At 58.0% G+C, this 20,095-nt stretch carries 19 protein-coding genes; 6 read left to right on the top strand and 13 right to left on the bottom strand.

Going from position 1 to position 20,095, the window contains the following annotated elements; all coding sequences use genetic code 11:
* The first annotated feature begins 109 nt into the window (after positions 1-109).
* From eat to eutC, 3 genes are read left to right on the top strand one after another with little or no spacing between them, the layout of a single operon-like run.
* Positions 110-1,489: an ethanolamine permease gene (eat, locus tag RTP97_RS11840; protein ID WP_312413788.1), complete on the top strand. Its 1,380-nt coding sequence runs from the start codon at positions 110-112 to the stop codon at positions 1,487-1,489.
* Between the two features lie 9 nt (positions 1,490-1,498).
* Positions 1,499-2,890: an ethanolamine ammonia-lyase subunit EutB gene (locus tag RTP97_RS11845; RefSeq protein WP_312413791.1), complete on the top strand. Its 1,392-nt coding sequence runs from the start codon at positions 1,499-1,501 to the stop codon at positions 2,888-2,890.
* Positions 2,887-3,678 (top strand): ethanolamine ammonia-lyase subunit EutC, encoded by a 792-nt coding sequence (gene eutC / locus RTP97_RS11850; protein ID WP_312413794.1) that lies wholly within the window; start codon positions 2,887-2,889, stop codon positions 3,676-3,678. The genes RTP97_RS11845 and eutC overlap by 4 nt, the downstream gene beginning before the upstream one ends.
* Here eutC and RTP97_RS11855 read toward each other — a convergent pair.
* On the bottom strand, positions 3,675-4,895 hold the full coding sequence (locus tag RTP97_RS11855; RefSeq protein WP_312413796.1) for a diguanylate phosphodiesterase: 1,221 nt from the start codon (positions 4,893-4,895) through the stop codon (positions 3,675-3,677). The genes eutC and RTP97_RS11855 overlap by 4 nt on opposite strands.
* 232 nt (positions 4,896-5,127) lie before the next feature.
* Here RTP97_RS11855 and RTP97_RS11860 point away from each other — a divergent pair, with 232 nt between their 5' ends.
* Positions 5,128-5,640 carry a 2-oxo-tetronate isomerase gene (locus RTP97_RS11860; protein ID WP_312413797.1) on the top strand — a complete coding sequence of 171 codons (513 nt, stop codon included), beginning with the start codon at positions 5,128-5,130 and terminating at the stop codon, positions 5,638-5,640.
* Between the two features lie 17 nt (positions 5,641-5,657).
* Here the strand turns inward: RTP97_RS11860 and RTP97_RS11865 are convergent, their stop codons facing one another.
* Together RTP97_RS11865 and RTP97_RS11870 are read right to left on the bottom strand one after the other, a co-directional pair.
* The gene (locus RTP97_RS11865; protein WP_312413798.1) at positions 5,658-6,980 is read right to left on the bottom strand and encodes a diguanylate cyclase; all 1,323 of its coding nucleotides are present in this window, start codon (positions 6,978-6,980) and stop codon (positions 5,658-5,660) included.
* Positions 6,981-7,367: 387 nt separating this feature from the next.
* Positions 7,368-8,078 carry a phage antirepressor KilAC domain-containing protein gene (locus tag RTP97_RS11870; RefSeq protein WP_312413799.1) on the bottom strand — a complete coding sequence of 237 codons (711 nt, stop codon included), beginning with the start codon at positions 8,076-8,078 and terminating at the stop codon, positions 7,368-7,370.
* 276 nt (positions 8,079-8,354) lie between these two features.
* Between RTP97_RS11870 and RTP97_RS11875 the strand changes: the two genes are divergently transcribed.
* Positions 8,355-8,915, top strand: a complete 561-nt coding sequence (locus RTP97_RS11875; RefSeq protein ID WP_312211089.1) for an Ail/Lom family outer membrane beta-barrel protein — start codon at positions 8,355-8,357, stop codon at positions 8,913-8,915.
* Between the two features lie 73 nt (positions 8,916-8,988).
* Here the strand turns inward: RTP97_RS11875 and RTP97_RS11880 are convergent, their stop codons facing one another.
* The 3 genes from RTP97_RS11880 to RTP97_RS11890 are packed head-to-tail and all read right to left on the bottom strand — an operon-like array spanning position 8,989 to position 10,496.
* A complete protein-coding gene (locus tag RTP97_RS11880) occupies positions 8,989-9,474 on the bottom strand; it encodes an Hcp family type VI secretion system effector (protein WP_312413800.1) in 486 nt (161 codons plus the stop codon).
* Between the two features lies 1 nt (position 9,475).
* Positions 9,476-10,000, bottom strand: a complete 525-nt coding sequence (locus RTP97_RS11885; protein ID WP_312413801.1) for a hypothetical protein — start codon at positions 9,998-10,000, stop codon at positions 9,476-9,478.
* Positions 9,981-10,496, bottom strand: coding sequence for a DUF2778 domain-containing protein (locus tag RTP97_RS11890; protein WP_312413873.1), 516 nt, complete (start codon positions 10,494-10,496; stop codon positions 9,981-9,983). The genes RTP97_RS11885 and RTP97_RS11890 overlap by 20 nt, the downstream gene beginning before the upstream one ends.
* Positions 10,497-10,710: 214 nt before the next feature.
* Between RTP97_RS11890 and RTP97_RS11895 the strand changes: the two genes are divergently transcribed.
* Complete coding sequence (locus RTP97_RS11895) at positions 10,711-12,321, top strand: FAD-NAD(P)-binding protein (RefSeq protein WP_312413802.1); 1,611 nt, start codon at positions 10,711-10,713, stop codon at positions 12,319-12,321.
* A gap of 3 nt (positions 12,322-12,324) precedes the next feature.
* Here the strand turns inward: RTP97_RS11895 and RTP97_RS11900 are convergent, their stop codons facing one another.
* The 7 genes from RTP97_RS11900 to RTP97_RS11930 are packed head-to-tail and all read right to left on the bottom strand — an operon-like array spanning position 12,325 to position 20,092.
* Positions 12,325-13,575, bottom strand: coding sequence for an MFS transporter (locus RTP97_RS11900; protein WP_312413803.1), 1,251 nt, complete (start codon positions 13,573-13,575; stop codon positions 12,325-12,327).
* 15 nt (positions 13,576-13,590) lie between these two features.
* Positions 13,591-14,886 (bottom strand): ATP-grasp domain-containing protein, encoded by a 1,296-nt coding sequence (locus RTP97_RS11905; RefSeq protein WP_312413804.1) that lies wholly within the window; start codon positions 14,884-14,886, stop codon positions 13,591-13,593.
* A gap of 23 nt (positions 14,887-14,909) precedes the next feature.
* Complete coding sequence (locus RTP97_RS11910) at positions 14,910-15,536, bottom strand: CDP-alcohol phosphatidyltransferase family protein (RefSeq protein ID WP_312413807.1); 627 nt, start codon at positions 15,534-15,536, stop codon at positions 14,910-14,912.
* Positions 15,533-16,762, bottom strand: a complete 1,230-nt coding sequence (locus tag RTP97_RS11915) for a pyridoxal phosphate-dependent aminotransferase (RefSeq protein ID WP_312413810.1) — start codon at positions 16,760-16,762, stop codon at positions 15,533-15,535. Before RTP97_RS11915 ends, RTP97_RS11910 begins: the two co-directional genes overlap by 4 nt.
* The gene (locus RTP97_RS11920) at positions 16,759-17,499 is read right to left on the bottom strand and encodes a sugar phosphate nucleotidyltransferase (protein WP_312413812.1); all 741 of its coding nucleotides are present in this window, start codon (positions 17,497-17,499) and stop codon (positions 16,759-16,761) included. The genes RTP97_RS11915 and RTP97_RS11920 overlap by 4 nt, the downstream gene beginning before the upstream one ends.
* Positions 17,500-17,530: 31 nt before the next feature.
* Positions 17,531-18,871 carry a hypothetical protein gene (locus RTP97_RS11925; RefSeq protein ID WP_312413814.1) on the bottom strand — a complete coding sequence of 447 codons (1,341 nt, stop codon included), beginning with the start codon at positions 18,869-18,871 and terminating at the stop codon, positions 17,531-17,533.
* Positions 18,872-20,092, bottom strand: a complete 1,221-nt coding sequence (locus RTP97_RS11930) for a pyridoxal phosphate-dependent aminotransferase (protein ID WP_312413815.1) — start codon at positions 20,090-20,092, stop codon at positions 18,872-18,874.
* Between the last annotated feature and the right edge of the window lie 3 nt (positions 20,093-20,095).

Genomic DNA, 20,095 nt, shown 5'->3' on the forward strand with positions numbered 1-20,095 from the left:
GCACTGCTTTTAACGCGCTTTTCTTATTCTATTGAAATAGCTGTGGTTAATTTTCTGGCACCGCCTTTGCAGGCTCCCGGTTAACTGTGTAACGGCGAGGCAGCAAATGATGACGACACCTACAACCACACTGAAAAGAACGCTCGGCAGCTTCCGTCTCTGGGGAATTGCCGTAGGGCTGGTGATCTCCGGTGAGTATTTTGGCTGGAGCTACGGCTGGTCGCAGGCGGGCACGATGGGCTTTCTCGTCGTGGCGCTGGCTATAGCGGCGATGTACTGCGCCTTTATCTTTAGCTTTACCGAACTAACGACCGCCATTCCCCACGCGGGCGGCCCCTTTGCCTATGCCTATCGCGCCTTCGGGCCGACCGGCGGGTTTATTGTCGGGTTTGCCACCCTTATCGAGTTTGTCTTTGCCCCACCGGCGATTGCGATGGCCATCGGGGCCTACCTGAACGTGCAGTTTCCGGCCCTGGATGCAAAATGGATCGCCTGCGCCGCGTACGTCATCTTTATGACGCTGAATATTCTCGGCGTCGGCATTGCGGCCACCTTCGAGCTGATCGTCACCCTGCTGGCGATCTTCGAGCTGCTGGTGTTTATGGGCGTCGTTGCGCCGGGCTTCTCGTGGGATAACTTCACCGCTAACGGCTGGGCAGGCGCAGAGAGCTTTAGCGGCCTCGCCCTCTCCGGCATGTTTGCCGCCATTCCCTTCGCTATCTGGTTTTTCCTTGCCATTGAAGGGGCCTCTATGGCGGCAGAGGAGGCAAAGGATCCCCAGCGCACCATTCCACGCGCGCTGGGCGGCGGTATTCTGACCCTTACCGTGCTGGCGGTTGGGGTGATGATCTTTGCCGGCGGCGTCGGCGACTGGCGTAACCTCGCCAACATCAACGATCCGCTGCCGCAGGCGATGAAGGTCATCGTTGGTAACAACAGCGGCTGGCTGCATATGCTGGTCTGGCTGGGGCTGTTTGGCCTCGTGGCGTCGTTCCACGGCATCATTATGGGCTACTCACGGCAGATCTACTCCCTGGCACGAGCGGGCTATCTGCCAGCCAGCCTGGCGACGTTGAACCGTAAGACCCGTACGCCGCACCTGGCGATTCTGGCCGGGGGCGTGGTGGGCATCGCGGCTATCTTCTCGGACTCGGTAGTTACCATCAGCGGTATGCCGCTCACCGCCTGCATCGTGACGATGTCGGTGTTCGGCGCTATTGTTATGTATATCACTTCGATGGCCGCACTGTTCAAACTGCGGCGCAGCGAACCTAATTTGATCCGCCCCTTTAAAGCGCCGCTGTTTCCCTATGCCCCGGCGTTCGCGCTCGGAATGGCGGTGCTCTGCCTGGTGGCAATGGTCTGGTACAACCCGCTGCTGGCGCTGATTTTTGCGGGGATGATGCTGGCTGGCTACCTGTGGTTCCGCAGCACGGCCACGGCCCGCGAGCGCGCCGGGCTGGATCCACAGCTGCGCGCCCTCTCCTGAGGAGGCGACATGTATAAAACCGTTCTGGCGCACCGCACCTACCGGTTCGCCAGTTTGAAAACGCTGCTGGCGAAAGCCTCCCCGGCCCGCTCCGGGGATGTGCTGGCGGGCATCAGTGCCGACTCTGCCGAAGAGCGCATGGCGGCAAAGATGGCGCTGGCCGAGGTGCCGCTGCGCGAGATCCTGGCTAACCCGCCGATCCCTTATGAAGCGGATGAGGTTACCCGGCTGATCATCGATACACACGATCGCGACGCGTTTTCGACCATCAGCCACCTGACGGTAGGTGACTTTCGCGACTGGCTGCTGGACGACGCCACCGATCCCCTTACTCTAAGCCGCGTGGCCCGTGCCATTACGCCGGAGATGGCCGCCGCCGTCAGCAAGCTGATGCGCAACCAGGATCTGATCCTCGCAGCGAGCAGGTGCCGGGTTGTGACCCGCTTTCGCAACACTATCGGCCTGCCAGGTCACCTGAGCGTGCGTCTGCAACCCAACCATCCTACCGACGATCTGAAAGGCATCGCTGCCAGCATGCTCGACGGCCTGCTCTATGGCGCAGGGGATGCGGTGGTCGGCATTAACCCTGCCAGCGACAGCCTGCCGGTGCTCGAGCGGCTGAACCATATGATGGATGACATCATCAACCGCTTTGCTATCCCCACCCAGTCCTGCGTGCTGACGCACGTCACTAACACCCTGGCACTGATAGAGCGCGGTGCGCCCGTCGACCTGGTATTCCAGTCGGTGGCGGGCACCGAGGCGGCAAACAGCGGCTTCGGCATCAACCTGGCGTTGTTGGCGGAGGCCCGTGAGGCCGCCCTGAGCCTTGGGCGCGGCACGCTGGGTCAGAACGTGATGTACTTTGAGACCGGCCAGGGCAGCTGCCTCTCTGCCAACGCCCATCACGGCGTCGACCAGCAGACCTGTGAGGCGCGAGCCTACGCCGTGGCACGCCACTTCGATCCGCTGCTGGTCAATACGGTGGTGGGATTTATTGGCCCGGAGTATCTCTACGACGGCAAGCAGATTATCCGCGCCGGGCTGGAGGATCACTTCTGCGGCAAGCTGATGGGCCTGCCGATTGGCTGCGACGTCTGCTATACCAACCATGCGGAGGCGGATCAGGATGATATGGATACCCTGCTGACGCTGCTGTGCAACGCCGGGCTGACCTTTTTGATTGGCGTCCCGGGAGCAGATGACATCATGCTCAACTATCAAAGCACCTCATTTCACGACGCGCTCTACGCCCGACGTCTGCTGGGGTTGAAGCATGCCCCGGAGTTTAGCGAGTGGCTGACGAAAATGCAGATTATCGATAGCGCAGGCCAGCTGCGGCTCACCGGAGCCAATCATCCGCTGCTGAGCGTGCTGCCGTCTAAGAGGGTAAACGTATGAATCATCCTGACGCCTGGTCGCTGCTGCGCGAGTTTACCGATGCCCGTATCGCCCTGGGGCGCAGCGGTGCAAGCCTGCCGACCCGGGAGGTGCTCAGCTTCGGCCTGGCTCATGCCCAGGCTCGCGACGCAGTCCACCAGCCCTTTGACAGCGAGCCGCTGGCGCAGCAGCTTACGGCGCTGGGCCTGCAAACCCTGACCGCTTACAGTGCCGCAGCGGATCGGCATATTTACCTGAATCGTCCGGATCTGGGGCGCAGGCTGAGCGACGAGAGCCGCGAGGCACTTCAGGCCAGCCGGGTGCCCGCCCACGATCTGCTGCTGGTGATTGGTGACGGGCTCTCCTCTCATGCAGTGCACCGCCAGGCGGTGGCGCTGATTACTGCCCTGCTGCCCTACCTGCAGACGCTGGGGCTGACCATCGGGCCGGTGGTGCTGGCGCATCAGTCGCGGGTGGCGCTGGGAGATGAGATTGGCGAGACGCTGAAGAGTAGAGCGGTAGCGATGCTGATTGGCGAGCGTCCCGGGCTGTCGTCCCCGGACAGCCTGGGCGTCTACCTGACCTGGCAGCCGGAACGGGCGCGCCTGGACTCGGAGCGCAACTGCATCTCCAACATTCGCCCGGAGGGGCTGGGCTACGAAGCCGCAGCGTTTAAGCTCGCCTGGCTGCTGGAGCAGGCCTTTTTACGCCGTCTGACCGGCGTTAAGCTGAAGGATGAGAGCGATAACCCGGCGCTGCATGAGCGGGTTAAGCCCCGCCTTGCGGACTCAACGCCCTGGCACGGCTAAACCTTCGCCTGCTTTACCGGCCAGCAGACCGGCGCGACGCCGTTGAGGGCCGGTTTGGCAAACAGATAGCCCTGGAAGTGCTTGATACCAGCGGCCTCCAGCCAGCACCACTCCTCTACTTTCTCGACCCCTTCCGCCACCACGCTGATCTCCAGCTCGGCGCAGCACTTCACAATGGCGTTAACAATCGCCTGCTTCGGACCATGCAGATGGATATCGGTTACGATGCTGCGGTCAATCTTTAACTCGCCCGGCTGGAACTTGGTAAGCAGTGACAGTCCGGCAAAGCCCGCGCCGAAGTCATCGATCGCCAATCCAATACCCGCCGAACGCAGCTGCATAATCGCGATGGTAAACTCGTCGTAGCCGGAGATCACCTCGTCTTCGGTCACCTCGACAATCACCTGCTCAGGAACCAACCCGTGCCGGGTGATCTGCGCCAGCAGGATATCCACCGCGCCAGGAATGTTGACCAGCGACATCGGCAGCAGGTTAATGGAGAGCTTATGGCTGCCGATGCCAATTTGTTTCGCCAGCGCAAATGCCCACTCCTTTGACAGGAGGTCGGCCTCATGAATTTTGTCCGGTGGAATAGAAGCAAAGTAGTCCTGCGGCGAGCCGCCGTTTGGGCTACGGATCAGCGCTTCAAAAGAGCTGATCTGCCCACGCAGCGGCTCCACGATGGGCTGAATGGCGAACTGGCACGGCTGATCCGGGAACAGGAACGGCAGGCTTTGCACCAGCGGCGGCTCGACGGGCACAAACGCCCAGCGCTCAGGATCGTTCCGGGTGGGATACTGTTCGCGCCAGCTGCCGCGCAGGAATGATTTGATAAACTTATAGACCCGCCCGTCGCAGGCGAGATTAAACTTAAGCGCTCCGGCGATAATCACCGAGCGCAGCACCGATCGTGGGCTGTCATAGCGGAGATCAAACAGCGACATGCCTGGGTCTTCAAAGTGGCGCTTGGGAGCATAGTCGCGCATCAGCTCGACCACGCTATCGTGTCGCGGATCGCGATTAATTTTGGCATACAGACCATTCACATCTGCCAGCGGCCCTTCAAGCACCTGAAGAAAATGGGTCCCGTCGAAAAGTAAAATACCGGAGATCTGCAACTCTGCGTTGCGGCTCTGCGCCAGGCACACCAGATCGCCTAACTTTGACGCATCAAAGTCGGGGCTCAGGCGGCTCCGGTAAATCAGTGTAGAAATCATAATGTTCAGATCCTTTACGACAGGTGACGCAATCAGTATACCTTGCGGTGAAGGCTTTACGCCTCTCTCTGTGCCCTCTTTACAGCACGCTTCTTACAGAAAAATCGGTATTCTTTCGCTCTAAAACCTGGCGCGACATTTTGCTGCAATACTTAAGAAGATTTGTTCCATTCATGATGCACAGAAGGAATAGCCAACAATGACAACAGAGCAACAATTTTGCCAGCAATTCATGGAAAAACCGTTGGATTTTCTGGCAAATGAACTGGGTGATCTTTTAAAAAGCAAAAAACTGCGCCTGACCACGGCGGAGTCCTGCACCGGGGGGCTGCTCGGCTCCACGCTCTGTGCGGCAAAAGACACTCCTTCTTTTTTCGGCAGCGGATTTATAACCTTTACGGATGAAGCGAAGATGACGCTGTTAAATGTGAACCCGGAGACACTTGCTAAACATACCGCCGTCAGTAAAGCCACGGTGGAGGAGATGGCTACGGGTGCGGTCAGGGTGTCAGGAGAGGATGTCGGTATTGCCGTTAGCGGCTACGGCGGCCCGGACGGCGGCGAAGACGGCACGCCTGCCGGCTCCGTCTGGTTTGGCTGGGCGCTACCGGGTAATAAAGTTGATTCAGCGCTTCAGCACTTTGACGGCGACTGCACCGAAGTGCTGGCGCAGGCGGTAAAATATGCCATCGTCGCGCTGCTCTTCAAGCTGGGCTATTCGTCCGATGGCCGTTCTGAAAATTGATTGAATCAGGGCCTGGTTTACGCCCGCTGCATCGCTGCTGCCGCCACGACACCGTTGCGCCCCCGCCGTTTTGCGGAATAGAGTGCGGTATCGGCCTGATGAATCACCCCACTGGCAATAAGATGCAGCGGGCGCTCTTCGGTCACCATGCTGCACTCGCTAAGGGTTGCTATACCGATGCTGATAGTCAGATAGCCGGTTGGGCTGGCAGAAAGAGGAATACGCAGCGCGTTAATGCTTTCACGCATTCTCTCCGCCATCGCCAGCGCCCCTACGCTGTCGGTACGCGGCAGGATCACTAAAAACTCCTCTCCCCCGTAGCGGCTGACGTTATCTTCAGGTTGACGGCGGGCCGCCACCAGCGCGTCGGCAACCGTGCGCAGGCACGCATCCCCTGCCTGATGGCCGTAGGTGTCGTTGTAATGTTTGAAATAGTCGATATCGGCCAGGCAGACCGAAAGCGGAAACTGCTCATCCACGGCGTTAGTGATGGCGTTAGAGAGACATTCGTCCATATAGCGGCGGTTGAACAGGCCGGTAAGATGGTCATGCTGGGCATGCCGTTGCAGGATGGCATTGGCGCTGGCGAGCTTCTGTTCCGCACGGCGGCGCTCGGTGATATCTACCCAGGTGACCGATAGCCCGATGACATTACCGGCCGCGTCATGCACCGGCACGGAGTGGGTATCGTAGCAGCGTTTGCGCCAGACGATCTCACTGCTGGGGATCTCTACCCCGGTGTCGGCAAGAGCAAAAGCGGACTGAAACTGTTGCCAGCAGCCCGGCATCAGGTCGGCAATGTGGCTTTCAGCGGCCGCGGCAGCAGCGTTATCCATCAGCTGCGCCATCGCTTTGTTAGACATCACCACATGTCCCAGCCGGTCAAGCATACAGAGCGCGACGGGAGTCATGTCATAGATGGTCTCCAGCTGTAAAACGCGCTCGCCGAGGGTGGAGATATTACGGTCAATGCCCCGGTAGCCGCGTAGCTCGCCCTGCTCATCAAACAGCGGAACGCCGCTGGTTTCGAGCACGACAATTCGGCCATCAGTACGTCGGTTACGGTTAACCAGCCCGGAGAACGGGATACGTTTAGCGACAATTTCACCGAAGGCGCGACCAACGCGCTCGGCTTCGCCGGGGGGCATAAAGTCAAAAGGGGTGCAGCCAATCACCTCTTCCGGCGAGACGCCCAGCAGGCTGGTCACCACTTTAGAGGACCAGGTGTAGCGCCCCTGGGCATCAACTTCCCACACCCAGTCCGAGTTATTATCAAGTAGATCAATGAGATGTTGTGTATCGACACTGCTGGAATCAGATGGCTTTTTATCATCATTCATGATTAATACTAACGTTGCCCCCGCTAAAAGGGATCTGGTTACGTAACATTGGGCCTGCCTTTAGCCGAAGACAATATTTTCGGTCATGACAATAATGCGAAAGCATGAAATTCTCAATTTCCGCCCGGTATTATAAGCCACCTTAACCATTCTCTTCATCTGCCACAGACAGGTTATCGTATTGTTATGGCCCTGCCTTTAGGAATCGTTATAAGTTTTTACGGTTTTTGCCGCAGATCCGCCTGTATGGGGAGAGACAAGGGCGCCGGTAAGTGAAGATTGATAATGAGGGCTAAGGTAGAAAGGGGAGTATACAGAGGGTACAGGAGGATAATAAAAAGCCCTTCGCCAGCGAACTGACGAAGGGCCGGAGGGGCTAGCGCAGGCTTATGCCGCTGCTGCGCCTTTTGGCTGCGTAGCGATATGACCGGCCCAGAGACCCGCCACCCACTTCACCCCTTTGGCGGTAAAACGCGCCTGGGAGAAAGTGTGCTGGTTTTCACCCACGCCGGAGCGCAGGGTGAAGTAGCCCGCCTGCTGATGATGCAGCTGCGGCGTCAGCGTGCCGTTAACGCGGTACATGATGTTGCGCTCCAGCAGGAACTGACGGAACTCCGGCTCTTTCACCTTCAGCATCTTGCAGAGCTGGCGAAAACCCAGCGAATCCTGCACCTCAACGAAACGGTCAAAAAACTCTGCCTTTGGGACGGAGAGTGCCAGCTGCTGCTCGGCTCTCTGGCGCTGCTCATACTGCTCAGCCCATGCGCGGGCCGCCGCCGCCGGGTTGGTAAAATCGGGCAACGCGGTTTTGTTTTCGCGCTCCTGCCAGCGATCGAGTACGGCAGCGGTAAAGCCTGGCGACAGACGCGCCACGGCCAGCAAGGAGTCACGCTTGTTCAGCAGAAACTCCTGATAGCTTTCGCCATCTCGCTCAAAGAGCGCCACCCGTACCGGCTCAGATAAACGCTGCGCCGTTTCGAGGCTTTTTACAATACGTTTCACTTCACCGTGGGTTATGCCTGTCAACGCAGCGATTTCACGGCTACTCATCGTTGCCGATTGATCCAGAGAATTAAGGCTTTCAAATGGAATCATCATAGGCTTCACCACTCACTTACTGTAGCACCCGACTGGGTTGTGTAATTATTATACTAATCCCTGTTCAAATATCCAGTAGTTTTTTTGAGCAATTTTAGTTAAGTGCACTTTTCCCCGTTTTGGGTTTGCTTCACGAAGATAGCCAGTCTGCAACTACCAGATTAGGGGGTGTTTTTCACCTACATTATCAATGCTTTAGGATTATTCCCCCTTTCATCCCCTGCTAAAAAAACCAACAATTTTGCCACCTTAATGGATGGCAAATGGAACAGAAAAATGAAAAAAATTACTCTGGGGATGTTGGTAGCAGCCAGCCTGATGAGCGGCGCAGCAATGGCAGAGAGCAATACGCTCTCTATTGGCTATGCGCAGAGCGACGTGGAAGGCTTTAAGGATATTCGCGGCGTTAACCTGCAATACCGCTATGAGCTGGACTCTCCTCTCAGCGTGCTCGGCTCTTTTACCTATATGAGCGGTGATGACGATCAGGATTACTATGTGGCCTCCGATGCGGTGCATAACAGCATCGACGTGAAATATTACTCCCTGATGGTTGGTCCGGCATACCGTATTAACGAGTATGTTTCCCTCTACGCGCTGGGCGGCATTGCCCATACTAAAGCCGACGGCGATACCACCTGGGTAAACGCGGGCGACTACTACGTCGGGCGTGAAAGCATCTCTGAGAAATCGACCGATTTCGCCTGGGGCGCGGGCGTGCAGTTTAACCCGACCGAGCAGCTGGCGATTAACGTTGGCTATGAAGGCACTAACGTAGATATCGACGGCAGCCGCTCTATCAACGGCTTTAACGTCGGCGTTGGCTACCGCTTCTAATTCCGCTTTGATGCGGTGTAGTGATTAGTGTATTTTGGCGCAATCTAAGGGGGCAAATGCCCCTTTCTATTATTTACGCTCTTACGTTCCAGTCATCGCTGTACTGCACGTTACCATCAACATAGTGCCATGTAATTTTATCATACATTAAGGCAATAGATTCCATATGATTGATTTGAGAATTATTACCCATTTTAGCATTCGGCATACTTGGGTTTACTCCAGTGATTTTCACACCTTCAATAAACATAATAAAATAGCATTCTTCGTATCCTGAAAAATTAATGCGATACCAACGAATTTCAGCTGACTTTAGCGTCTGCCCAGTAGAAACAGCTTTATAAAGATATGGGCTAGAACTATCAAACTCTTTTTCAATCATCATTGGAGCGTGTGAACGCTTACCAGCAATCTTGCCATTGAGGCTGTCTACCGGAATGTTCAGACCATGGCTAAAGCCAATAATTTCAATACTGCCTTCACGATCTTTGACATCGGCAGAGCCTTTTATAATTGCTCCGCTATCGTCTTTAAGCCACATATAAGCGGGAATGGGCATATTACAGACTCCTTTTGGTTGTGACCTGTTTTTGGATAAAAAAGTAGCAAATAATCGTCATAATCAGATTAAATGCTATAACTGCAGCGTAAGTAAAAGCTGAATACGTTTCACCATCGGGAAAGAGTGATTGATATGGTAGAAAACGAAAGAGCGCCCAAAATACAAAGGTGAACGCGAAAATTTTTATAATCCGTCGTAACGTTGAGGTAGAAAATTTTTTCAGCAGTACCAAAGGACTCGCTGTGCCGGTAAAAGCAGTGTAAGCGGTAGTAGCTACGCTAAGAATTGCCACGCTAATCAAGATATTACTTAGAAAAACGATAAAGAAGCTTACTGAGTCATAGGGTTCAGGATCAGGCTCACCTAACACCCACTTCCCGATATTATTAACATCATCGTAACTAAAATGATTAGCTATGAAGCTATTTACCTGAGCATCATAATGTATCGTTTTTGCAACGGTCATCATAATCACAGCAAACAGTACTATCTTGATGAGGAAGCTAAGGACATGTTTTGCCATTAACGATTACCTCAATCGAGCCATAAGTCTTAAGTTTACTCATGCATGGTACGTTTACCTGTTGCGTTCTTAACAGCGCATTGCGTAGCAGGGCAAAATCTGAATCATGTGGGAGAGTGATACAACCTTCTGATAGGGTACCGGGATGCAAACGGAAATTGCCGCGCTTAACACCTTCTATCCAAGTGTAATCGTCGATTCCCCAGTCATTACGCCAAAGGGCAAACCATTCGTTATGCCTGAAAGTTGCGCCTTTTACTATATGGTTATAGGCATCTCGGACACCTGCGTTAACTTGCGATCTGAGTCCACCTTCAGGACGATCTACAATCCAGTATTTGCCAGCTGGGATTGGACCTACCGTTGCCTTCATTCCACAAGCCCCACGGTTACGGTAAGCACCATCACCAGAAAACGCTAAAAACGTGCCTATACCTGGAAACGATAGCGGAGAATAGTACGCATCGTTAATTACAAACTTTCCATGTAGCGCCATCACTCACCTATAACCTTATAGTAAACATGGTTTAAGGTACGGGTGTTTTATTAGGCGATCCAGATTAACAGCCAGATTTTATGTAATAAAATCTTTCTGATTATTAGTGGCATGACTCCGGCCTCACGTTCACACCCCGTGGTCTACACTAGTTTTATACAGCCCGACTGGCATACGGACAGGCGGTAAAACAAGAATAGCGGGTGAACAAAAAATGAAAAAAATCGCAATCATCGGCGCAGGGCCGACGGGTATCTATACCTTTTTTTCCCTGCTGAAAAACAGCACACCACTCTCCATTTCCATCTATGAGCAGTCCAGTGAGGCAGGCGTCGGCATGCCCTACAGCAGCGAAGAGAACTCCAGAATGATGCTGGCCAATATCGCCAGTATTGAGATCCCGCCCATCTTCTCAACTTATATCGACTGGCTGCGCAGCCTGAGCGAAGAGCACCTCGCACGCTATGGCGTGCAGGCGTCATCCCTGCATGTCCGCCAGTTCCTGCCACGTATTCTGCTCGGCGAGTACTTTCGCGCCCAGTTTCTGGCATTGGTGGTACAGGCGAGACAGCTCGGCTTTGAGATAGAGGTGCACGAGTCCTGCCAGGTGACCGATATTGAGGCCACGCCGGAGGGCGTTCGCCTGTGGACGGAGAATACGCTGGCTGCGGAGCTGTTCGATCTTGCGGTCGTTGCCACCGGCCACGTCTGGCCGGAAGAGAGCAGCTCAACGCGCACCTATTTCCCCAGCCCCTGGTCGGGGCTGATGGAGGCCAAAATCCCCGCGTGCCGAGTGGGTGTGATGGGAACCTCTTTGAGCGGCATCGACGCCGCAATGGCCGTCGCTATTCAGCACGGCACCTTTTTTGAGACCGAGGATAAGCGCCTGCACTTCAATCTCGACGCCGATAGCAAGGCGTTAGAGATCGTACTCATGTCCCGGTCGGGCATTCTGCCGGAAGCGGATTTTTACTGCCCTATCCCCTACGAGCCGTTATCTGTAGTGACGGAGCGCGCGATTGAGAATGAGATCGCCGCCGGGCCGGAGGGCCTGCTCAACCGCGTCTTTGCGCTGATGGTCAAAGAGCTGACGTTGGCGGATCCGCTCTGGAGCAAGCAAATTGCCCTCAGCACGCTGGATGCCGACAGCTTTTTCGCGGCCTGGTTTGCCGATCGGAAAAAGCAGGATCCCTTCCGCTGGGCAGAAGCCAACCTGGATGAGGTTGAGCGCAACAAGCGTGACAGGCGCACGGTGCCCTGGCGCTACACTATCCTGCGGCTGCATGAGGCTATCCAACCTATTGTTCCGTGGCTTAACGAACAGGACAGCGAGCGGTTCAATGCCGGGCTCGCCCGCATCTTTATCGATAACTATGCCGCCGTGCCCTCCCAGTCCATTCGTCGGCTGCTGGCCCTGCGTGAAGCCGGGATCCTTAACGTTCTCGCGCTCGGTCCGAACTACGAGATGGAGATCGGCGAGAAGCAGACGACAATTTTCGCCGAGGGCGAGCGGTATCGGTACGATCTGTTTATTGATGCGCGCGGACAAAAGCCGCTGAAGACGGAAGATCTGCCCTTCCCGACGCTGCGCAAGCAGCTCGCCGCCAGCGGGGAGGAGATCCCTACGGTGGGCGATGACTACACGCTCCAGGAGCCAGCCAGCATTCGCGGGCGCATCGCCTTTGGCGCCATTCCCTACCTGATGCACGACCAGCCGTTTGTCCAGGGCATCACCGCCTGCGCGGAGATCGGTGCGGCCATCGCCAGGGCGGTCGCGCAGCCAGCCACCCGCGCAAGGAGCTGGCTCCAGATGCTGGAGCTGTAGCGCTCACTCCAGAACGGTGGCATCGTGCGGTTCCGCCAGCATCCTGATGCTGCTTCTGAAGCTCAGCACAATCGCCACCAAACCGCCTGCGCAGGCCCCCATAATCACCGCGTGGCTGCCGAAACGCTGGGAGAGCAGGCCACCCAGCAGCGCGCAGGCAGGCATGATCCCCCAGGTAATAAAACGGAAGCTGGCGTTTACCCGCCCCAGCAGCGGGCCGGGGCAGGCGCGCTGGCGCAGGCTCAACATGTTTACTACGCCAACGGAGGAGCCCCAGCCGGCAAGAAACAGAAAAGCGGCTGCGCAGTCGTCAACCGGCAGCGGCAGCAGACTGGGAAAGCAGACGGCCAGCGAGAACAGCCCGTAAACGGCGCCCCCCAACAAAATCGCGCGGCCCGGCCCCCATTTCTCTCCCACTTTACTGGCCCAGAGCGCGCCGATGAGTCCACCGAACCCCTGCGCAGCCAGCACCAGGCCCACGGCGGAGGCGTCCAGGCCAACATCGCCGCTGAGATAGACCACCAGCTGCGGCGTGGCGGTACAGGCAAACAGGTTCCACGCCGTGCCGATAATCACCAGGCGCCGCAGGACAGGGGCGCTAAACAACGTTGTTATCCCCTCTTTAATCTGGGCCAGGCTTGATTGCGTTGCTTCCCTGCTCTGAACCGGGCGGTTTGCCGGCAGTCCCAGCAGCAGACAGCTTCCAGCGAGGAAGAGCAGCGCATTTAACAGCAAGGTGCCGCACGCTCCGGTGGTATTGATCATCGTGCCGCCTAACGCAGGCCCGATAAGCTCTCCGGCCCCGGCAATGGCGGCCAGCGCCCCGCTGGCTCGAGAGATCAGCGACAGCGGCACCAGTCCGGGCAGATAAGACCAGTAGGCCACCTCAAAGTAGACGTTGGCGCAGCCGACAACGAACACCCCCAGCAGTAAAAATGAGACGTTCAGCTCGCCGCGCCAGGCAATAACGGCGAGGGTCAGCAGCACGCCAAAGCGCGCCATATTGGCGATCAGCAGAATGGATCGGCGCTCTCGCCGATCCACGGTCACGCCTGCCAGCAGGGTAAACAGCATAAAAGGCGCTCGGGCACAGGCGGCGATTAGCCCTACCTCAAAGGGCGTCGCCCCTAGCAGCGCCACGGCAATCAGCGGTACGACAATAAAGGTGATGGCCGATGCCAGCTGGGTGGCAACGTCGCCGCAGTAGAAGCGGACAAACGCTGGATGGTGAAATAGCCGCTCCCGTAGAGACATTGCCGTGTTCCTTGTTTAATCGACAAAATACTTTGCCGTCTCCAGCCCAATCAGTTTGTCCATGTCACAGAGGAAGCGGTGCCCTTTCTCCGCCACCGCCTGAGGATTCTCTGCGAGGATAATCACGTGTCCCATGATGCTGAAGTTGCCTCCATAGCGACCGACGAATTTATTCGCCTCGATGCTGAGGGTGTTGTGCGGAATGTCGTAGTCTGCCAGCAGCGCGGCCAGCCTCTCCGGCTGAAAGTCCGGGCTGATGTGCCCCCCGTGCCGGGACCCCACGGCGAGGGTGATCCCAGCGTGAGTAAAGCCCTCGTCGTTAACCGTCACCGCGTCACCCAGATGCAGGCGGATCAGGTGCTCAAAGGCATCCTGCCCGGTCTGGATCTGGTACATAATCGGCGAGACGCTGCCCATCATGCGGGCGTTGATCTCCACCAGCACCGGCCCCTCACTGGTCATCAGCAGCTCAACGTGATAGAGACCAATATCGATCGCCAGCGCGCTAAATACCGCCTGCAAATAGTCCTGGATCGCCGCTCTGTCAGCCGCAGGTAGCCCCGACGGCATGACTGCCGCCAGCTCCAGCAGATCGTAGTAGTGCGCGCGGTAGCGGGTGGTGGTGGCATAGAGCATCACCTTCCCGTCGCGAACGATCGTCTCCGCCGAGTGCAGCGTGCCGGTAACATACTCCTCAATAATATACTCATGGGCGACCACGCTATCGATCAGGCTGTTCGCGGCGCGGTCCGCCTTCAGCTGATTAAGATAGGCGGCAAAGTCATCGGCGGAGTAGCAGATAGCGGAGTACTGTTTGGCGAAGCCACGTACCGGCTTAACAACAAAGGGAAAATCGATGGTTTTTGGCCCGCCGAATAGCGCCTCCTCGCTGAGTACCTCAAAGCGGGGAGAGCGGATCCCATGCCGGGCCAGCGTCTCACGCAGCCGGTGTTTAAAGACCGCGTTGCCCAGCTGCTGGGGCGAGGGGTAGCGGGTCTGCCACCGCTCAGCGGCACGGGCCGCTGGCATAATACCGGTTTCCGCCGAGCTGATAATGGTATCGATCGGCAGCTCGCGCGCCAGCTGTTCGAGGACTGGAAAGAGGTCCTTCTCCTCCAGCGTATCCACTTCAATATAGCGATCGACGTCGCGCAGCTGGCTCTCCAGCTTGTCCGGATCTTTGGACATAATGCTGACGAAGCTCGATGCCCGGGTCGGACGAATAAAGGTGACCTGATGACCCAGCCGGCGTGCAGTACGAAAAGCGTTCAGCCCGGTGGGCGTGCTATCTATAAAAACAACGTGAGCCATAGCGTTCTCCATGTTAACGGTACTTAAAACGTCACCCACAGGGTGAGGACAAACAGAAAGGTCATACCCGATACCAGCAGGCGGGCCGAGGGCATACGGATCGGCACGCGGGCGATCTGTAACAGGGTGCAGAGCGCGGTGAGGGCCAGCACCGTTCCCTGCCCGCCGGGCAGCCGTCCGCTTAGCTGTAACAGCAGAAGCAGCAGCACGATAAAGGCGGCGTAGGGGGTTTGCAGGCCGAAGGCCGCTTCCGGGCCATCGCCGCTGTGCAGCGTGAAATGGGAGAGGCGAACTGCGCCGCACATCACCAGCAGGGCGGCCACTATCCCGGCAAAAACCGGGTAGCCTGCACACTGGGTAAAGACCAGCATCGCGGTCACCACGTTGAAGTTCACCAGATCCGCCAGGGTATCCAGCTGCTTACCAAAGCCGCGCTTTAGCCTGTCATGGGCATAAAAGCGCCGCGCCAGATAGCCGTCGAGGTGATCGAGCAGAATGGCGATAAACACCAGCAAAACCGGCAGCAGCGTCGCGCTATGAAACGTCAGCATCAGCGCCAGCGCGGCGATCGCCAGGTTAAGCAGGGTGACCATATTGGCGCCGTCCAGATAGGCGAACGGCATCAGGTAACGACGGAGAGCGTTGATCATCGCCCTACTCCCGGCATAGCGCGCTCAAGGCGGGCCAGCACCTCGGCAAACGTCGCATCGTCGCATCCCATCACGATGCGGATATGCTCCGCGCAGCGCTCGCCGTAGATGATGCCGGGTACCGTGGCAATCTGCATCTTATGCAGCAGGTAGTCCGCTACGCACTCGCCGACGGTAGGGCATCGCCGCTGTTGTTCAGGCGTCAGAGCGTCGAACAGCTGCCGCACGTTAGGGAACAAAAACATGCCTCCCATTGGCCGGTGTGGCCAGCGAAAGCCTGTTGCTTCGGTGAGGCGCTGCATCGCCTGCTCCGCCCGCTGGCTCAGGGCCTGGCTGCGCTCGGTCAGCCAGGCATCGCACAGCGGATCGCTCAGCATCCGTAAGGCAATGCGCTCATACTGCTGATTAACGCTGAGGATCAGATAGTCGCTGGCCTTGCTGGCGGCGGCAATAAACTCAGGGTTGCCCACCAGCCAGCCGATACGTAACCCCGGCGTACCGAACTTTTTCGACAGGCTGTTTACCAGCACCGTTCTTTCACCAGGGAGATCGAACAGTCGGACAGGCCGATGGGGACGGCCAAAGGACATAGTATCGTAGACCTCGTCGTGGATGATCCAGCTCCCCTGCCGTTGGGCCTGGGCCAGCAGCGCCTGCCATTCGGCATCGTCAAACATATAGCCCGACGGATTCTCCGGCGAGTTAACGACAATCGCTGGCGTTTCCGCCGTGCATTGTTCCCCCATCCGTTCCCGATAGAGGCGATTAACTCCCCGCCCAAGCGCCGTGAGCGCGCGTTCATAGAGCATGTATGAGGGTTCGGTAACGGTCACCTGCTCACCGGGCCGGGTACAGCAGAGAATAGCCAGCGCCACGGCCTCCACCCCGCCGTGAGTGATCAGGATCTCGCGCTCGGGATCGATATGCAGTCCGTACCGGCGCTGGTACCAGTCGGCAATGGCCTGCCGTAGCTCGGTGCTGCCCGCTGACGGCCCGTAGTGTTTAGCGCTGACAAGGAAAGTTTCAGCGCTGAGATCCTCGCGGGCAATCGCCGCCATCAAATGCGCTGGCGGGCCAAAGGCCGGCTCCCCAATACTCATATTAAGGATTGCAGGGTTATCCTTTGCGGCCTGGGAGATCGCCTTTGAGGCATAAACGCCAAGATTCGCCAGGGACGGGTTCAGGGGTGGCGACAGCGTTGGGTTAAACACGTTGGGAGGCGTCATGCGCGAGCAATCTCCCTGGCAAGGCGAGCGGCGCGATCCAGATCCGCCGCGTTATCGACCTCTACCCACGGGCGGCCTGCCGCATCGACCCATGAGGTAGTAAAGCGTTCGAACGCCCGCTCAAAGAGGGTGTAGAGCTGCATTGCCCCCTGGAATGGCTGCTTCGCCAGTTCGGCAACGATGTACTGTCGTGCGGCCTCGCCAAGCTTCACCAGGCAGATAAACTCCCCGAGCGCACCGTCGCCCTTCTGGCGCTTCGCCGTGCCGTGCTCAATAAAGAGCAGACGCGAAATTTTGCCGCCGGGTGCCAGCACCAGCGTATCCATCGCCGGGTTCTGGCTGACAGAGTCGAGAGCAATACAGATCTCGGCCGGATTGCTTGCCATATCCTTCAGCAGCGAAGGGGGAACCAGCAGATCCCCTTCATAGTAAAGGACTGGCCCCGGACTCTGACTCAGCGCACAGAACGCGCTCCAGTCGAGGTTGCGGCTGGCATACTCTGGGTTGTAACAGACCCCAAAACGCCTGTTGGGCTGCGAGGCCATCAGGATCTGTACCAGCTCCTCTGCACCATGGCCGAGCACGAAGGTACGATCGTGAATACCCGCCTTCGCAAAGGCATCCAGCTGGTAGTCAATCATTCTGCGATCCCCGACCGGCAGACAGGCCTTGTGCCGCTTCTCGGTAAGGGGAAATAAACGGCTGCTTACGCCAGCCATCAAACATACAAGACGCATTGCTCTCTCCTTTTACCTGTTATTCATCATCTCAAATGCTGCCTGCTGCGCGTTCAAAGCCAGTGGTCCATGAGGCGCCCTGCGCCCTGTTCACCGCCACTGCTTTGCCGTTATAGGCCTCTTCCCGGGAGAAAATACCGGCGTACTGCCCATCAAATATCAAGGGGCCAAGACAGACCATCCGCGGCTCGTCAGGCGATCCTGGCGGGGTGAAGCTCCAGAGATCGCTGACTAGCCTTTGCAGGATCCAGCTGCCGCCTGCCGCGAGCTGGGCTTCCAGGTGGGCCTGCCACTCCCGCTCGGTGCAGGCGTAGCCAAAGACGATGCGATGGCCGCACAACCCCAGACCCGGCTTCAGCACCAGCTGCGCACGTTCGCGTCGCGCCCGCGCCAGCGTCTCCTCGCTGAGCAGGAACGTAGGAGGGATATGGCGCTCAATAAGCGCCCGCTCCGTGGGGCTGAACCGTGCGGCGTAAGCGGGATCGCTCAGCAGCGCCAGGTTGGCTTTATTGTCGTAGAGCGCGCAGCTGGCCGGGATGCTAAAGACGTCCAGCTGACCGCAGGCTTCGGCATCGACCAGACGGGTGAAAAAGTCACTGCTGATGCCGTGCTCCAGCTGTTCGGCGAGGACAAAATCGGTAAACACCACGTCTATTTTTTGCTGACCAACGTAGACGCCCTCTGGAGTAAAACAGACGTCGGGCGCTCTGGCGGTAATGACCTCAAAGCCCGCCTGCTGGGCAATCCACAGAAAATCGGGACGAGCGAAGTTGTCCTCCGGGTTCTCCATCGGGTCGTCAATCAGCTCCAGCATCACCGGCGGCGTTGCGCCTTGCGCAGCCCGGTAGCGATGTACTACCTCTCCCCAGATGCGCCCCATCGGCGGGGCGTCCAGCACAATCCCCTCTTCCGCCATCGCCCGGCACAGGGCGCTCTGCCGCCACGTCTGCACGTAGCGATCGCAGATGCCCAGCCCGCCCAGGGAGGGGGTAACGTTCATCTCCACCACCTTCGGACCGCTATGGGTCAGGAGAATATCCGGACGGGCAAACAGGCGCGCTTTAGCCAGCAGCTCAGGGGTGCAGAACGGCAGCACCGCCGCCTGCTGGGCCGCCGTCAGCCGCTGGGCCACCAGCTGTTGTTGGACGTCGCCAGCAAACAGGCGTTCGGGCAGGCTAAATACCAGCGCCAGCAGCGCGGCAGCGGTCTCGCCGAGCCGGGTGAGGAAACCAGGCGGATAGATAGCGGGCGGAAAGGTAGCGCGCCACTCTCCGGGATAAACGGCATGCAGCTGTGCGGCAAAGCGCTCTTCATCAAGTCGGTCGCAGCGCTGCCAGACGTCAAGGCTGGCACTATCGAGTAATGGGTTCACTTATGCGTTCTCCTTGCATGACAACGTAGCCAGACGCGCAATAGCCTGGCGGAAAGTGGACTCGCTGGCGCAGTTAGTCAGCCGCAGATGGTGCTGGCTGGCCGGGCCGTAGGCGATGCCGGGCACCGTCGCAATCGCCAGCGTCTCCAGCAGGTAGTTAGCGACCGCGCTACCCGCGTCAGGCGCGGCGTCGTGCCAGCGGGCGGGCAGCGAGCGGGCTAAACGGCTGACCTCGGGAAAGAGGAACATGCCGCCCATTGGCTGGCGGGGCCACTGCATCCCCTGAGCCTCTCCCAGCAGAGCGAGCGCATCGCGATTGCGCGCCGCCAGCATCTGGCTCTGCTGCGCCATCCATGCCGGGGTTTGCGGATCGTTCAGCAGCCGACAGGCGATGTTTTCCGCCAGAATATTGACCCCCAGGCAGAGGCTCTCATGCACTCGGGCGGCAGCGGCGATCGCCTGCGCCGGGCCAATCATCCAGCCGATACGCAATCCCGGAACGCCAAATTTTTTCGAGCAGCTGTTAACCAGCACGCTGTTATCACGCAGCTCGGGGAACGACCAGGCGTTAAGGTGGCGGCGGGAGAAGGCCAGGCTGTCATAGACTTCGTCATGGATCACCCACATCTCTTTCTCAACGGCGGTACGCGTAACCGCCGCCCAGTCAGCCTCGCTCATGACGTAGCCCGTCGGGTTCTCCGGGCTGTTGATTACCATCGCCTGCACCGGTAGCGCTGGCATACGCAGCAGCGCCTGAGCGTACTCATCGCCACCCGGCGTGCGGGCGAGAATATAGCCGCGTCGGCTGACCAGCTGCATCGCGCGCTGGTAGAGCGTGTAGGCGGGATCGGCGATCGCTACGTTATCGCCTGGGTTAGTCAACGCCAGCAGCGCCAGGTTGAACGCCTCAATGCCGCCGTGGGTCACCAGAATTTCCCGCTCTGGATCGATACAGATGCCGTAGCGCCGCTGATACCAGGTCGCGATAGCCTCCCGCAGCGCCAGCCCGCCCTGCGGATGCTCGTAGCGCTTAATGGCGTCCAGCACGCGGGCAGCGTTGAGATCGTCCAGGCAAAACGCGTCGAGCAGGTGCGGCGGCGGGCCAAAGTCTGGCTCCCCCATGCTGAGATTAAGGATCGTCGGATTAGCCTTCGCCTTCAGCGAGATTGCCCGCGAGGAGAGCGGATTAAGCCGCTGTAGCCACTGATTGATATTCGGCATGAC

The organism is Pseudescherichia sp. (genome assembly GCF_031998825.1).
Classification (GTDB): domain Bacteria; phylum Pseudomonadota; class Gammaproteobacteria; order Enterobacterales; family Enterobacteriaceae; genus Pseudescherichia.

Coding starts and splice junctions, on each gene's coding strand:
- eat (WP_312413788.1), top strand. CDS start 110: ATGACGACACCTACAACCACACTGAAAAGAACGCTCGGCAGCTTCCGT.
- RTP97_RS11845 (WP_312413791.1), top strand. CDS start 1,499: ATGTATAAAACCGTTCTGGCGCACCGCACCTACCGGTTCGCCAGTTTG.
- eutC (WP_312413794.1), top strand. CDS start 2,887: ATGAATCATCCTGACGCCTGGTCGCTGCTGCGCGAGTTTACCGATGCC.
- RTP97_RS11855 (WP_312413796.1), bottom strand. CDS start 4,895: ATGATTTCTACACTGATTTACCGGAGCCGCCTGAGCCCCGACTTTGAT.
- RTP97_RS11860 (WP_312413797.1), top strand. CDS start 5,128: ATGGAAAAACCGTTGGATTTTCTGGCAAATGAACTGGGTGATCTTTTA.
- RTP97_RS11865 (WP_312413798.1), bottom strand. CDS start 6,980: ATGAATGATGATAAAAAGCCATCTGATTCCAGCAGTGTCGATACACAA.
- RTP97_RS11870 (WP_312413799.1), bottom strand. CDS start 8,078: ATGATGATTCCATTTGAAAGCCTTAATTCTCTGGATCAATCGGCAACG.
- RTP97_RS11875 (WP_312211089.1), top strand. CDS start 8,355: ATGAAAAAAATTACTCTGGGGATGTTGGTAGCAGCCAGCCTGATGAGC.
- RTP97_RS11880 (WP_312413800.1), bottom strand. CDS start 9,474: ATGCCCATTCCCGCTTATATGTGGCTTAAAGACGATAGCGGAGCAATT.
- RTP97_RS11885 (WP_312413801.1), bottom strand. CDS start 10,000: ATGGCAAAACATGTCCTTAGCTTCCTCATCAAGATAGTACTGTTTGCT.
- RTP97_RS11890 (WP_312413873.1), bottom strand. CDS start 10,496: ATGGCGCTACATGGAAAGTTTGTAATTAACGATGCGTACTATTCTCCG.
- RTP97_RS11895 (WP_312413802.1), top strand. CDS start 10,711: ATGAAAAAAATCGCAATCATCGGCGCAGGGCCGACGGGTATCTATACC.
- RTP97_RS11900 (WP_312413803.1), bottom strand. CDS start 13,575: ATGTCTCTACGGGAGCGGCTATTTCACCATCCAGCGTTTGTCCGCTTC.
- RTP97_RS11905 (WP_312413804.1), bottom strand. CDS start 14,886: ATGGCTCACGTTGTTTTTATAGATAGCACGCCCACCGGGCTGAACGCT.
- RTP97_RS11910 (WP_312413807.1), bottom strand. CDS start 15,536: ATGATCAACGCTCTCCGTCGTTACCTGATGCCGTTCGCCTATCTGGAC.
- RTP97_RS11915 (WP_312413810.1), bottom strand. CDS start 16,762: ATGACGCCTCCCAACGTGTTTAACCCAACGCTGTCGCCACCCCTGAAC.
- RTP97_RS11920 (WP_312413812.1), bottom strand. CDS start 17,499: ATGCGTCTTGTATGTTTGATGGCTGGCGTAAGCAGCCGTTTATTTCCC.
- RTP97_RS11930 (WP_312413815.1), bottom strand. CDS start 20,092: ATGCCGAATATCAATCAGTGGCTACAGCGGCTTAATCCGCTCTCCTCG.